We start from the raw sequence: 14,037 nt of genomic DNA, 5'->3' as shown, positions 1-14,037 counted from the left end.
CTAAAGCTCTGCCGAAGGTGCCCGACCGCGCCAGTCTAGGCTGAGATCACGGCGCAGACTATGTGGGAAAGGGATCATCCGATTGGTATCCTCGTCCCACAGCCTCCATTTCAAGCAACTGAGCGCGCCTCGGACGTCGATCGCAGCGCTGTTCCAGTCCTGCGCAATTGAGGCGTTGCAGGTCTTGAGGTGATAGCAGGGGATTTTGGCGTTCAGGTGATGCAGGTCATGGAAGCCGAAATTCAGCAGCACAAAATCCACAATCGGCCCCAGTCGGAGTGAACTCGCACCGTGCAGAGCGGCTGCATGGGCGGTTTTGTCACCCGACTGCCGCCAATAGGTTTCTTCGAAATTGTGCCCAACATAGACGACAAATATCCCGAAACTGCCTGCTAGAAGGCTGCCAAGAAGAAGGGCGTAGAAGCTCCACCAGCCCAGAAATGTGATGATCAGGCCCCAGAAGGCGAACATGGCAATATTCTGCAGCAGTACATCCCGGACGCTGACGCGTCGTGTGTTTCGGGGCCAGCGGTATTGGACGAAGTAGATCAGGACCGGGCCGATAAGGAACAATGTAATGGGGTGCCGATAGGCGCGGTAGAACAGTTTCTTGGACAGGGGTGCGGCCTCATATTCGCGCCGGGTCATGACATAGACCTCGTGGGCGTCTCGGTGATCCAGATTGCCCAGATGCTGGTGATGCAGGTTGTGGTTATACCTCAGCACACTATGCGCGATCCCGGAAAAGAGGCATAGGAGGTTGCCAAGTAGATCGTTCCACGCGCGGTTCGTAAAAAAGCTGTAATGCCCGCAATCGTGCTGGATGGAATAGAGCCGTAGGATACCGGCCCCAAAAAGAACCGAGCCCAGTGCCAGGGCAAGCCATGTTCCGGGGAACAGGGCAGGGAGGGCAAGCCCCGCAGCAACGACGCCCGCGCTGATCGCCAGCGCTTTGAACGCCATTCTGTCGTCTGGTCTTGTGAATTCCCTCGGAACCTTGATCGAACCCATGAGCGCCACTGAAAATGATTGAGACTATGAAACTGCTTTGCGCCTTCAATCGTTAGCACGGCTTTGGATTTCCGCCAAATTTATCGCGGCTCAAGTGTCGGTCCGGGACAGCTCAAGAAACATATAGGGCTGTATGTTCTCGAACGGCCAGACGCGGACAATCTGCGTCAGGCCCAGTTTCTTGGCTCCGCGCCCAATCGCGTTGAAGACTCCGATATGTTCCTGAAACACTGGATCGTCGCTGAACCTGTCGATCATGCGGTCGGTGATTTCCGGTCGCACGCGCAGGCGCAGGCCGGACCCCTTCAGGTGACGTTTGATCTGGGCCAGACGGACGAAGTTGAGGCTACTCCACAAGCCATGTACTTCGTAAGTGTCCTCGACCCATGTGATCCGCCGCCGAAACAGCCGTCCTGTCAGGGTCTTTGAGCGAAGCGCGGGGATGTTGAAATGCGGCTCATACGGGAAGCCGTAGTTGGGGCACATGATCAGGCAGCGGCCCAGTGGGGCCAGAAAACGCGGCAGAGTATCCAGGAAATGACGCCAATCCGGCAAATGCTCCAGCACGTTGACCATGTAGATCAGGTCATAGGGTTGTGCCGGAGTGAACGCCTCATAGGTGCTGCGTTGGATGTCTCCGCCCAGTTTGGCGGCGTGATCCAGAACATGCTCCATCGGTGCGAAGCCTTCGGCGAAAGGCTCGATGGCGTCCAGCGTGATGTTAGGGTTCCGCTGGCGCAGCATGGTCAGCAGGATACCTGCCCCGCAGCCGATCTCCAGCGCGCGCGCGCCGGGGGGCAGGGCGCAGATTTCAGGGTCGAGATTCTGGAAATGAAACCGCGCCGCGCTAAGCCAGATGTCTTTCAGGGGAAAGTCGAACCGTGCGAAATCCTCAAGAATGTCGTCGACCGAAAAAAGGCTTTCTTGAGGGCTGACCGAATGCATACTGATCCCAAGACGAGTGGTTTGAAGGATTGATATAGCAATGTGTTGGAGCGGGCCAGCGTCGTATACCATCGCCGCCGTCGGGGTAGTCGCCACCGTCAAGGCCATACGCCAAGGCGAGAGCCCTTTGCTCTGGTCTCCGCTGGTGTATTTCACCGCGATCGAAGTGCTGCAGGGCTATTCCTATTCCGTCGAGGGGCAATGCGCATTGCCCCAAAATCAGGTCGCCGCGTTACTGGCCTATATACACATCGCCTTTCAGCCGCTGTTTACCGGCATTCTCGCGTTGTACTTCATCCCGAAAGATGTGCGCGGCATGATAGCGCCCGTGGTCTTCGGCCTTGGCGCTTTGACCGGGGCGTATCTGTTGCTGCAAATTTATCCGTTCGAGTGGGCAGGCCCGTGCCGACCGGGGCGTCTTTTGTGCAGCGATCATCTGTGTGTGAAGGCGGAAAGCTGGCACATAGGGTGGCATTTGCCACTGAATGATCTGGGTGAAAGCCTGCCTGCAACTATTCTTGGGCAGCAATATGATCTGAACTTCCCGGTCTATTTCACGGTGATGTTTCTGCTGCCTGCTGCTTTGGGCGCATGGAAAGTCGCGGGATTTCAGCTGCTGATCGGGCCGACGCTGGCCTGGGCCTCAACCGATAGCCCGACGGAAATGCCTGCGATCTGGTGTCTGTTCTCGCTGGGTATTGTCATGATGATCGTGTTCACGCCGCTCAAGACGGCGCTGCAGGCAAAATCATGGCCTTTGTGGACTGTGCTGCGCTGGGTGAACGGGACCAAAAAACAACCACTCTAGTACCCTAACAAACCGTTCACCCGCGCACCACTTTCTTTACCTCGTGCCTAACCTGCGAACCGCAGTTCCGATCTGATCGGAGACCCGGTTCCCCCTCAAGCCGGTGGGAGGCAAGAAATTCTATGGAGGCGCGACTACGTCTTGGCGTCATCCTCCAGTTGATACAGAACCCATTCGTCACTCAGGCCTTTCAGTTGTTTGGGTCCAATTTCCTGAAACTCCAGCCCCAGACCCAAAACCAGATCGCGCACGGTGCTGGAAACCCATGTCTGCCCTCCGGGTGTCAGGCTGAGAACACGGGCCGCGATTGCGACTGCGATGCCGGTCACATCGTTGCTGGTGCGCAGACACTCGCCACAATGAATACCGGCCCGGAGTTTTAGGCCAAGCGCGTCTGCCGTGGCCCGAAAGGCCTTGGCGCAGGCGATGGCGGCGCTGGGGCGGGGAAAGATCGCCAGCATGCCGTCACCCATGAGCTTCACAAGTGTGCCTTCGTGTTCTGCGACAGTCTCAAGCGCTGCCGTATCCAGAGCATCCATGACATCGCGCCACTCGGCATCGCCCAGACGCGCGACGATCTCGGTCGAGTTCACCACATCGGTCATCATGATTGTGACCAACAGGCTTTTGTTTTCGCCATCGGTCGCGCATTCGGCGATGTTGTCCTCGAATGTTTGGTCGATCAATGCGCTCGGCTGAGGGTGGATGATCGTCGGGCGCACCGGAAAGGTCTTTACGACTGCGGGTTCGTTACTCTCCATATCAACAACTGCCAGAGTGCTATGCTTGCTGCTTGGCGCCGGAAGTTCAGACAGTTCGGGATCGTCGATGGGCTCAATAATTTCAAAAGAAGTATTCAACATAACTGCACCATCAAATCGGGACGTTGAAACAGAGATTAAAATCAAATTGTCACCAAACCGCGATGCAGATGTTAACCAGATGTTAACAAGCCGGGTTGTTGCGCACGCTAGGCTTGTGTCCGTGGCTGAACATATTCCAAAAAGAGGGTGGGGATGGTTTGGACGAAAACACTCACACGTGCCAAGCTGTGTTTAGAAACAGACAGGTAGGACCGCAGAGTTGAAGAAGCTGAACGTATTGTTGGTGGAAGACGACCCGTCATTGCTTGCTCTGACGTCCGCGCTCCTTCGGCCGCATTACAATGTTCTTCAAGCGTCCAATGTTGCGGATGCGCGCGCGACGCTGGCGTCGGAAACGGTGGACATCGCCCTGCTGGACCTCGGACTGCCGGACGAGGACGGTCTGGTGCTGGCGCGTTCGATGAGGGCGAAATCGGCGCATCCTCCGATCATCTTTGTGTCGTCCCGCAATAGCGCCAGCGACAAGATCAGCGGGTTGGACATTGGGGGAGACGACTATCTGACCAAGCCGTTTGACCCGGATGAGCTTTTGTCCCGGATCAACGCAGTGCTCAGACGTACAAACCCCCAGACTCAGATGCCTCGGCAGGATACCAGGGTCCGGCTGGGCGAGATCGAGATTGATCTGGACAGCCGACAGGTCTGGAATGCCCAGCACGAGGTCATACCCGTTACACGGGCCGAGTTCGACGTGCTGATGGCCATCGTCAACGCGAACGGTCGGGTGCTGTCCCGGTCGGTGCTGCTGGATGCAGTCGCCCTGTCGCCGGACCATGACGCAGGAGAGCGCACGATTGACGCTCTGGTTGCCAAGATCCGCAGGAAGCTGTCGGATGGCGGCGATGGTCCCAAGATCATCGTGACGGTCCACGGCGTCGGCTATCGACTGGGGGTGACACGACAGTGAAACCCCGCGCCTTCATATATGATGAGCCGATCAACGCGGTCACCCAGAACTTTCTGGACAAGAAGTTCGAGGCTCAATACCGCGATTGGTACTTCGAATCCACACGCGGGCAATTCCGCACAGCGCTGCTGTTTGGCGCGTCTTTCTACGTCGTCTTTGCTTTTCTTGAGGTTTTTGTCCTGCATTCCCGCAGCTTCTCGGGTCAGGATCTGGCTGTTTGGGGCGCACGGCTGTTCATCATCTCGTTTATCTTCGGGCTGTTCTTTTTCTCTCATAAACTTCCGGCGCGCACATTGCCCGTGATCATTTCGACCGGCTGGTCGATGATGTATCTGGCCATCTGGGCCGCCTTCGCCTTTTCCGGGGATCATGAATCCAAGGATTTCCTGTATCGCTTTGCGCTGATCAGCCTTGCGGGCACCGTATTCCTGCCCTTTGTCTTTTCCCACTCGGCAGCGTTGCAGCTTTTGCTGTTTGTGCCGGTCTCGTACTATCTGGTGTTCGACAAAACGACCCTGAGCAGCGGGATGGACACCTGGATCGGCCCCTCTTTCGTTCTGGCTTCCACTGTTCTGATCGGTCTTTATGCCAAGTTCTTTTCCGAACGCACGTTGCGGGCGAATTTTGTGCAGAGTGTCTATCTGGAAAAGGCGCGCAACGATGCGGAAAAGGCGAATGAGGCGAAATCCCAGTTTCTGGCAACCGCAAGCCATGAGTTGCGCACACCGCTGAACGGCATCGTGGGCAATATCCGCCTGATCAAATTGACCCCGCAGGACCCTGAGTCCCTGGACCAAAGGCTGGATGAGATTGAACGCTCCAGCCTTGCGATGCGCAATCTCATCGACGATGTCCTCAACATCGCGCGTCTTGAGGAAAAGCCCGAAGACCGCGAGTTTCGTACCTTCAATCTGTCCGAGGTTCTGCAAGACCTCGAGGCCGTCTTGCGCCCGCTGGCCCGGTCTAAGAACGTACAGTTGATCATCCCGCAGTTTGACGATGGCGTTTATCTCAGTGGCAACAGTGGCCACCTGAGGCACATTCTGCTGAACCTACTGGGCAATGCGGTGAAGTTCACCAATGAAGGCTCGGTCACGTTGTCATTTGAGCAATCAAAGCAGTCGGTGGCCTTTACAGTCAGCGATACCGGGATCGGTGTGCCCGAAGATCAGGTCAAAGATATCTTTGAACCCTTCACGCAGGCCTCGAACATCGACTCGCGCAAAACAGGCGGGACCGGTCTGGGGCTTTCGATTGTGCGTGGGCTTGTCTCAACGCTGAACGGGCAGGTGTCGGTCAAAAGCAATCTGGGCGAGGGGACTGTGTTCCGGGTCGAAGTGCCTTTCCACGCGGCCCCGGCCCCAAGCCCGCAATCCGAGATGGCGGGTTTTGCAGCCACGGTCGGGACAAAGCAAAACGTTCTGATCATCGAGGATGACCCGACCAGCATGGAGATTCTCAAAAGCCTGCTGGAGAGGGATGGTCACACGGTCACCGCAGCGGCCAACGGCAAAGAAGCAATTGCCCGCTTCCGTCCAGATGACACAGATTGCATTCTGACCGATATCCGACTGCCCGACACGACCGGCGTTCAACTGGCCCGTGACCTGAAGCAGATCGCCAAGGAAGCGGGATTGGACAAGCCGATCACGACCATCGCCGTGACGGCCAACGTGATGCCCGAAGATCTGGATGAATACACGAACGCTGGCTTTGACGCGGTTGTCTCCAAACCTCTGGATGAGCGGGTGCTGTATGGTGCCATGCGGGCCTCACTCGGGCAGCCGTCGCCTGAGATATCGTACATTCCAAACACCGATGACACCAAAGAACGCCTGAGGAAGTTCCTGAGCAATGAGGAGTTGGAACAGGTATTCCTGACATTCCGAGAGTCGCTCGAAGATTGCTATGTCGAGCTTAAGAAAGCCCAAGGCCAAGGCGACAGGGACCGGATCGAGTTCCTCGTTCACCGGGTGTATGGCAGTGTGTCCAGTTTTGGTGAGACGGAACTGGCCGCCAAGGCACAATCAGTCGAGGGGCTTTTGCGCAGCGGGGCCGAGAATTACGGCGCTGAGTTGGACAAGCTAATTCAATCCTGCGGGGTCGTCATTCAGGGCCTTAAACGACAGGCCTCATGATGTGATCTGTCAAAGCGTGGCCTGCGCCCGTTCGATCATCACCAGTGATGCCGGGTCGCCACCACGCAGGGTGTCTGCGGTTTTGAACGCGTCGATAGACTGGGCGAAACGTCCGGCGCGGAAATGGGTCAGGCCAGTTTCGTAGGCCGTGATCCAGTCGGGTGGTTCAGGTGTGTCTTCGGCCATTGCGATCAGTTCAAACACGACCAATTCCTCGGACCGGCCCGCGATTTCCATCGTGTCCAATTCGCGTGCAATGATCGCATTGCCTGCTTCGCGCCGGGTTTCGGGGCCGATCAGGATTGCGGTGCCATAGGTTTTGTTCACACCCTCCAACCGGCTGGCGACGTTCACCACGTCGCCAATGGCGGTGTAGTTCAGGCGATGCTCAGACCCGATATTGCCAACCAGCGCTTCGCCGCTGTTCAATCCGATCCGAACATGTAAAGCCTCGTCCGACTGGCTTTGCAGGGCCGAGTTTTCGACAACCTCCACCAACTCCAAAGCGGCGCGGCAGGCGTGTTCCGCGTGGTTCGGATTCTGCCTCGGCGCGCCCCAGAAGGCCATTACCGCGTCGCCGATGAACTTGTCGAGCGTCCCATCATGGCGTTCGATCGTTGAGGAGGCTGCGTTGAAGAACGGCTCCATCAGTTCTACGACCTTTGGGCCGTGTTTCTCGGCCAGACCGGTGAAGCCAGACACATCGCAGAACAGAACCGAGATTTGTTTGGTCTCGCCTCCGGGTTGCGATTTCACACCTGCGGCGACCAGCATTTTCACCAGATCGGTCGGCACATATTTCCGAAAGGCCGAAAGCCCGGCTGCCATGCTCGCCGTCGCGGCCGAGAGGTTCTCAAGCTCAACCAAACGTGACGGACGACGTGAAACCTGCTCGACATCAAACCGCTCAATCCGGCTGAGGTCTTCAGCAACGCGTGACAGTGGGTTGGCAACGACCCGGCGCACCAGCCAGATCGCGGCGATGGTCGCCAAGGCCACCACACCCAGCAGGATGTAGACCAGATTGACCAGTGTCCGGTCGATCCCAGACAGAAAGGCCGATTCCGGGATGACGGTCGCCACACGCCAGCCATAGAATCCCAGTGGCGTCAAAGCGACCGCATAGGCCACGTCGTCGTACACGACCCGTCTCGTCAGGGTGCCCGGCACAACACTCTCTGCCTCGGCCAGCAGTTTCTGGCCCGAGAGTTTCGCCACTTCGTACAGCTCTCCCTCACCCATACGAGCGGGGGTGATTTCGTCCGCATTGGGATCGGGCACGGCAATGACCTTGCCATCGGCGCTGAGGATAAAGGCCGCGCCGAACTCGCCGGGGCGCAAAGACCCCAGAAAGCGGGAAAGACGGTCGGTATCAATGGCAACCGACAGCACGCCTTGCCGTTGGCGGCGTACGTCGATTGGGCCGGAATAGGCAAACACCGTCTTGTCGCTGTTTGGCAGATCACGCACTTCGATCCAATCCGGGGTATCGCGGTCGATGAAGTTGTCATACCAGGGGTGATCGCGCGGGTCGTAGTCTGTCTCGGCAAAGCTGCGTTCTTCGAACTGGATGTCGCCGGGGATGAAGATATAGCGGTCTCTGCGCAGCTTCCTGTCGTGAATGTTCTCGTCAATCTCGATCATCTCAAGCCCGCTATCCCCCAGCCGATGGGCTGCAAAGAAATTACCATCGGGCCAGCCGAAGGTGATCCACGAGATATTTGGCTGAGATTGCAGCTGAGACAGGAACACAAATTCCCGTTTGTCAGCCTGACGTGTCTCGATCACGTTTTGAATGAAGATCGTCCGGACTGCGGCCCAGGCAGCCTCGGCGGATCTGAGGGTCAGGCCGACCTCAATCCGGACCGTGTTCGAAATCTGGCCGTTGATCTCGGCGGCCAGCATCTGACTGTTGTCCCGTGCCGTGGTCCACCACAGGGAATGCACGATGAAGGTCGACACGCCGATGGACACAGCGACGAGCATTGACACAGCGATCCCAACGGTGACACGCATTGAAGCTCCACGGCGGCCTGTAACGACTGGCGCAACGACGCGGACAGTCAGGTTCGAGGCCAAGTTTAGGGGCTGCAACCGTCAGTTGCCAGTTGGTTTCAATCTGCGCTCTAACTTGTGTAGTTGGCGAGAGAAACGCTTGGACAGAAAAACCGGCAGATCGACGAGCGGGCCCATCTGCCGGTGTTTTTGGTAACTTAGGTCAGCTACGACCTTTCCATGGAACCAGCACGTTCTCGGCCTTGCGCATCAGGATATCGATGCCGTAGCCGATGATGCCGATCAGCACGATGCCCATGATCACGATGTCGGTCAGCTGGAATTTTGAGGCCGCGATGATCATCATACCTGCCCCTTTCTGCGCCGCCACCAGTTCCGCCGCAACAACCGTGCCCCAACAGACGCCCATCGCGACCCGCGCACCCGTGAAGATCTCGGGCAGAGAGTTCGGGACGATCACATGACGCATGATCTGCCATTTGGACGCGCCCAGAGAATAGGCCGCGTGGATCTTGGAGATATTAACCCCCGAAACCCCCGCACGCGCCGCAATAGTCATGATCCAAAGGGCCGCAAGGAACAGCAGAACGATCTTGCCGGTCTCCCAGATGCCGAACCAGATGATGACCAGCGGGATCAGCGCCAGCGGAGGGACAGGTCGCATGAACTCGACAATCGGGTCGAACCAACCACGGAACCAGCCCGACAAGCCCATCGCATAACCCAGCGGAATACCCACGATGGCCCCGGCGATGAAGCCCGCGATGACGCGCAACAACGACCAACCCAAATGCTGCCAGAGTGAGAAGTTCTGATAGCCTTCGTTGGCGATCTCGAAGAAACGCGCAACGACCGTTTCCGGCGCAGGAAGCCAGATCGGGTTCATTTGCAAACCCTGGGCTGGGGTAAAGCTGATGGCGCCCTTACCGGTTAGTGATACAGAACCGTCGCCAACATTGACTTTTTCGTCGGGACCGATCGGATTGCCGTTGATCGCGATGATCTTTGCGCCGTCTTTGCGTTTGGCGTCGTCGTTCTTGTCAAACAAGATGGTCGAGGACCGCCCGGTCGGTGCCGCAAAGGCGTCGTCCTTGGCGAAGCCCGTACCTGGATCAACCTCGAAATCTTCGGCGTCTTCTCCGAACGGGGGGACGCGGATGAAGACGGTGGCGTCATCAGTCGTGCCGTCCGCATTCTCGACCGTGTAGGTAAATTGGGTTTCCCCCACAAAAGGTCCCGGAACATGCAGCGGGATCAGTTTCGATCCGGTGAAGGCCGCCCAGATTAGGAAAATGACCAGCACCGAGATGATCGAGGCTGCGCGATCCGCCCGCACCGCGCTTTCATCGCCAAAAGTCACGGTTTTCAGGCTGGTAAAGTCCTGACGGCTTTGTAGGCCCTTGCGCAGCAGGTGAACGATCAAAAACGCGCCGCCGAACAGGCCGATATAAAACAGAAGTACGATCATGTTGCTTGCTCCGTCCGGCCCATGATTTCTTCTTCCATTTCCCAGATCATCGACAGGATTTCATCTCGGGTTTCGGCGAAACCTTCGGACTTTTTGACATCGCGAAGGTCGGCGTTCACGCCGCGTTCCGCGAAAGGCAGATTGTATTCCTTGTGGATACGCCCCGGACGTGGGGCCATCACGATCAGGCGTTCACCCAGCAACAGGGCTTCTTCGACCGAGTGGGTGATCAGGATGATGGTCTTGCCCGTCTCTTTCCAGAGTTTCAGGACCAGGCCCTGCATCTTTTCCCGGGTCAGCGCGTCCAGCGCGCCCAAAGGTTCATCCATCAGGATCACGTCTGGCTCATTCGCCAGACACCGGGCCAGGGCCACGCGCTGCTGCATACCGCCTGACAGTTCATAGACGGCCTTTTCCTTGAAGTCCTGAAGGCCTACGACCTCAAGAAGATGGTCCGAGATCTTGTCGCGCTCTTCCTTGGGCATGCCCTTCATGCGCGGGCCGAATTCCACATTTTCGCGCACGTTCATCCATTCGAACAAGGCGCCTTTCTGGAACACCATGCCGCGTTCCGCATCTGGTCCTTCAACCACATGCCCATTCAACTCGACCCGGCCCGCAGTGGGCGCAAGGAAGCCCGCGACGATGTTCAGCAACGTTGTCTTGCCGCATCCCGAGGGCCCGAGGACCGAGACCAACTCACCTTCTTTAAGGCTGAGCGTGACGTCCTGAAGGGCTTGCACAGAGGTACCGTTGGGCAAGTCAAAGCGCATGGACAAATCAATGATGTCCAGTTCAGGCATTCCGTTTCCTTCCTGCTGTTGTTTCCGAAGGCCAGCCGGATGACCGGCCCCCGGAATATGTATGTTGTATTAGTTGGACGCGGCCGCCAGCGGCGCGCTGTTTACAGCGCCCTCATAGGAGTCCAGCGCCGAGTCGATGCTGCCCGCATCCACAAAGACATTGGCAACGCCGCCCATGAACTCATGCGCGCCACCACCCAGCCATTTGTCAGACAGCTGCTCTTCGGCGGAGGGGAAGGTGAAGGTCGCGATGGTTGCCTCGGCATCGGCCAGGTCCATACCTGCATCCTTTGCGATCACGGCCAGCATCTCGTCCTTGGAGTCACCCGCGTTCCACTGCGCGTTTGCGTCAGCAGTCACTTTGAGGAACTTGGACAGCAGTTCCGGCTCTTCTTCAATGAAAGCAGTCGGTGCGCTTGTGACGTCGAACACCAGAATGCCAAGCTCTTCCTTCTCGGCGCCGGTCAGCAATACGTTGCCATGTTCAGTCATACGACGCAGCGCGCCGCCCCAGCCGCAGACCATGTCCAGGTTGCCCTGAGCAAAGGCCGCCGCGCCATCGGCGGGTGCCATGTCGACGATCTCGAGCGAGCTAGTATCCACACCGAAATGGGCCATCTGAGACAGGAACCCATAGTGCGCGGCTGTGCCGATCGGAACACCGACTTTCTTGCCGTTCAACTCGCCGGCGTTGGTCTTGTCGATTTCCAGAGCTTCGGCGACGACGCAGTTGTCATTGTCCGAATAGCTCACCGCAACGTCGACGGCCTGCAGGTCTTGACCAGCTGATGTGGCCACAACGAAAGGCGGAACGCCTTGGCTCACGGCGATCTGAACGTCACCGGATGCCATAGCAGCCGACATCGCAGTCCCGGTGTCGAAGGACACCCAGTTGATCTTGACGCCCATCTCTTCTTCATAGGTGCCATTGGCCTTGGCGTATTGGAACGGCATCGGCCATTCGAGGAAATAGGCGACGGTGATTTCATCCGCGGCCGCTGCTTGTGATGCCGAGAACGCGGCAAGACCGGCGCAGGCCGTTGAGAGCAGATACTTTTTGATCATTGGTTTATGTTCTCCCTGTTTTGATGATCATTTTTTATGTGGCCCGCCTTTTTAGCGGACCGATGCCTGAGACAATAGACCCAAGATGGTGAAACAGCGAAACAAATTGTGCTGTGGCGCTGTAAAAACCGGGGGCAGAGCTGCGAAATTGAGCGCGAATGCGCGCAAAATCCATTTGGTGACCCTGCCGGGAATCGCTGTTTGTTTTCAACATGGTCTCATGTTGAAGCGTCCCCGCGCGCGGTTGTGCCAAAGACGCCTGGTCCAGCGGGATTGCGCTGGTGCCAGTTGTGGGAATCGACACCTTTGATCGCTGTTCCAAAGCGGGCGTCATAGTAGATCCCGTTCCTCCAACACCTTGCGCGCCACGCGGAAACACTCCAGCGATTGAGGAACACCGCAATAGATTCCGACCACGTGAATGATCGACTGAATTTCCTCTTTGGTAACACCGTTGTTCAGGGCGCCGTTACAGTGGATCTCCCATTCATGCATCTTGCCCAACGCACCCAGCATGGCGAGGTTCATCATCGAGCGCGTCTTGGCGTCAATCGTGTCGTCGCCCCAGCCAAAGCCCCAGCACCAGGCGGTCATGGCCTCCTGAAACGGGCGGGTAAAACCATCCGCCGCCGCAAGGTTCTTTTCCACATATTCTGCGCCCAGGGTCGATTTGCGTTGCTTTAGCCCGGTTTCGAACAGTGTGTCATCCATAGGTCTTCCTCGTGATTATGCGACCCGTTGACTATTGGTCAGCCAATCCGGCAGACGGGTCTCCTGCCAGATGGGACTTGCCTTTATATCCAAATTCAAAAGCAATGAGTCGCAGGTCAACCCGCGCATTGGCAGGTTCTACCGTACGGAATCCAAAAGCGTTTCAGGTCAGGCGGGTGTGTCTACGCCGTCCCGCATCCATTGTTGCAGCCGGGCGATGGAATGTTCGCTCATCACGCCGCATTTGGGATCCAGAACCAGTGGGCCGGGCACATAGCCCTTGGACTTGAGGCCGCGATACACGGATTCGACCAAGCGAATATCCTCGGCCACTGTGGTTTCGCGATCCTGCACGGCCAGCCCGCGGATCACATCGCTTTCATGGCCGCCTTCTGTATACCAGCCCCGCCAGACGGTGCATGTGTCCACGGTTTCCGCGCGCCAGTGATAGGTATTTAGCACATTCCCAGGATAACACTGGAATGAAAACATGGGCCACAGGAACCACGACTGATAGTCTCCGGCATGGGGCACCGACAGGTCGATCGGATAGGTCATCTTGTCCAGCGCCTGACACTCGGTCGTGTGGCGCAGCACGTAGCCGCCCTGTTCGTCGGGTCGGATGTCATAGGTTTCCGGCTTCACTACGCCCTCGGCAAAGGTCGGGTGGTTCGATGGGCAGTGGTAGCATTCCGAATAGTTCTCGACCGAGACCTTCCAGTTGCAATCCTCCGGAATCTCGACCCATTCCAGCGGCGCAAGGTCATCTATATGGGGTACGAATTCGGCGATCTCTTTGCGCACGCCGGGATACCAGTCGTCCATCGGGGCGGCATCTTTGTCGAGATTGACGAAGATGAAACCCAGAAAAATCTCGGTCCGAACTTCGGTCAGGCAGATTTTTTCCCGTTCAAGGCCGGGGACCGATTTGATGTTGGGCCCTGCGCGCAGCCCGCCCGTCAGCTCATAGGTCCATTGGTGATAAGGGCAGACCACGACCCGAGTGTTGCCGGTTCCGGTCACCATCTCATGTGCGCGGTGCTGGCACACGTTGTAGAAGGTGCGCACCACCTCATCCCTACCGCGAATGGCAAACAGGTTCTGCCCGGCAATCTGAAAGGCAAAATAGTCGCCTACATTTGGGATATCGGCCGCATGTCCTGCGAATTGCCATGTCCGCGCCAGCAGCCCGTTCATCTCATCTTCGAAGACGGCGGGATCGGTGTAGTAGCGGGCCTCGAGCGAGTGGGTGAGCGGCTTGGTCATGATGGATCCTCAACT

General features: G+C 57.4%; 12 protein-coding genes. 3 read left to right on the top strand and 9 right to left on the bottom strand.

Annotated elements, in window-relative coordinates; genetic code table 11:
* The gene (locus tag J7394_RS03205) at positions 1-963 is read right to left on the bottom strand and encodes a fatty acid desaturase (RefSeq protein WP_209250916.1); all 963 of its coding nucleotides are present in this window, start codon (positions 961-963) and stop codon (positions 1-3) included.
* A 138-nt stretch (positions 964-1,101) separates the two neighbouring features.
* On the bottom strand, positions 1,102-1,956 hold the full coding sequence (locus J7394_RS03200) for a bifunctional 2-polyprenyl-6-hydroxyphenol methylase/3-demethylubiquinol 3-O-methyltransferase UbiG (protein ID WP_209250914.1): 855 nt from the start codon (positions 1,954-1,956) through the stop codon (positions 1,102-1,104).
* A gap of 40 nt (positions 1,957-1,996) precedes the next feature.
* Between J7394_RS03200 and J7394_RS03195 the strand changes: the two genes are divergently transcribed.
* Complete coding sequence (locus tag J7394_RS03195) at positions 1,997-2,764, top strand: DUF5765 domain-containing protein (protein ID WP_209250913.1); 768 nt, start codon at positions 1,997-1,999, stop codon at positions 2,762-2,764.
* Positions 2,765-2,898: 134 nt separating this feature from the next.
* Here the strand turns inward: J7394_RS03195 and J7394_RS03190 are convergent, their stop codons facing one another.
* A complete protein-coding gene (locus tag J7394_RS03190) occupies positions 2,899-3,627 on the bottom strand; it encodes an adenylate/guanylate cyclase domain-containing protein (protein ID WP_209250912.1) in 729 nt (242 codons plus the stop codon).
* Positions 3,628-3,847: 220 nt separating this feature from the next.
* On the opposite strand from J7394_RS03190, the gene J7394_RS03185 reads away from it, so the two are divergent.
* Entirely contained in the window at positions 3,848-4,555 is a 708-nt protein-coding gene (locus J7394_RS03185) for a response regulator transcription factor (protein ID WP_170702061.1), read from the top strand.
* On the top strand, positions 4,552-6,693 hold the full coding sequence (locus J7394_RS03180; protein ID WP_209250911.1) for an ATP-binding protein: 2,142 nt from the start codon (positions 4,552-4,554) through the stop codon (positions 6,691-6,693). The genes J7394_RS03185 and J7394_RS03180 overlap by 4 nt, the downstream gene beginning before the upstream one ends.
* A gap of 9 nt (positions 6,694-6,702) precedes the next feature.
* Here the strand turns inward: J7394_RS03180 and J7394_RS03175 are convergent, their stop codons facing one another.
* The 6 genes from J7394_RS03175 to J7394_RS03150 form a co-directional block, all read right to left on the bottom strand.
* Positions 6,703-8,709 carry an adenylate/guanylate cyclase domain-containing protein gene (locus J7394_RS03175; RefSeq protein ID WP_247748025.1) on the bottom strand — a complete coding sequence of 669 codons (2,007 nt, stop codon included), beginning with the start codon at positions 8,707-8,709 and terminating at the stop codon, positions 6,703-6,705.
* Between the two features lie 202 nt (positions 8,710-8,911).
* Complete coding sequence (locus J7394_RS03170) at positions 8,912-10,177, bottom strand: ABC transporter permease subunit (protein WP_209250910.1); 1,266 nt, start codon at positions 10,175-10,177, stop codon at positions 8,912-8,914.
* A complete protein-coding gene (locus tag J7394_RS03165; RefSeq protein ID WP_209250909.1) occupies positions 10,174-10,980 on the bottom strand; it encodes a taurine ABC transporter ATP-binding protein in 807 nt (268 codons plus the stop codon). The genes J7394_RS03170 and J7394_RS03165 overlap by 4 nt, the downstream gene beginning before the upstream one ends.
* Positions 10,981-11,049: 69 nt before the next feature.
* Positions 11,050-12,045: an ABC transporter substrate-binding protein gene (locus J7394_RS03160; protein ID WP_209250908.1), complete on the bottom strand. Its 996-nt coding sequence runs from the start codon at positions 12,043-12,045 to the stop codon at positions 11,050-11,052.
* Positions 12,046-12,375: 330 nt separating this feature from the next.
* Positions 12,376-12,756 (bottom strand): carboxymuconolactone decarboxylase family protein, encoded by a 381-nt coding sequence (locus J7394_RS03155; RefSeq protein ID WP_170481483.1) that lies wholly within the window; start codon positions 12,754-12,756, stop codon positions 12,376-12,378.
* A gap of 168 nt (positions 12,757-12,924) precedes the next feature.
* On the bottom strand, positions 12,925-14,022 hold the full coding sequence (locus tag J7394_RS03150; RefSeq protein WP_209250905.1) for an SRPBCC family protein: 1,098 nt from the start codon (positions 14,020-14,022) through the stop codon (positions 12,925-12,927).
* Positions 14,023-14,037 lie beyond the last annotated feature (15 nt).

The organism is Ruegeria sp. R13_0 (assembly GCF_017743995.1).
Taxonomy (GTDB): Bacteria; Pseudomonadota; Alphaproteobacteria; order Rhodobacterales; family Rhodobacteraceae; genus Ruegeria.
The sequence above is the reverse complement of the archived record's forward strand: the minus strand, read 5'-3'. Positions and strand labels throughout refer to the sequence as shown.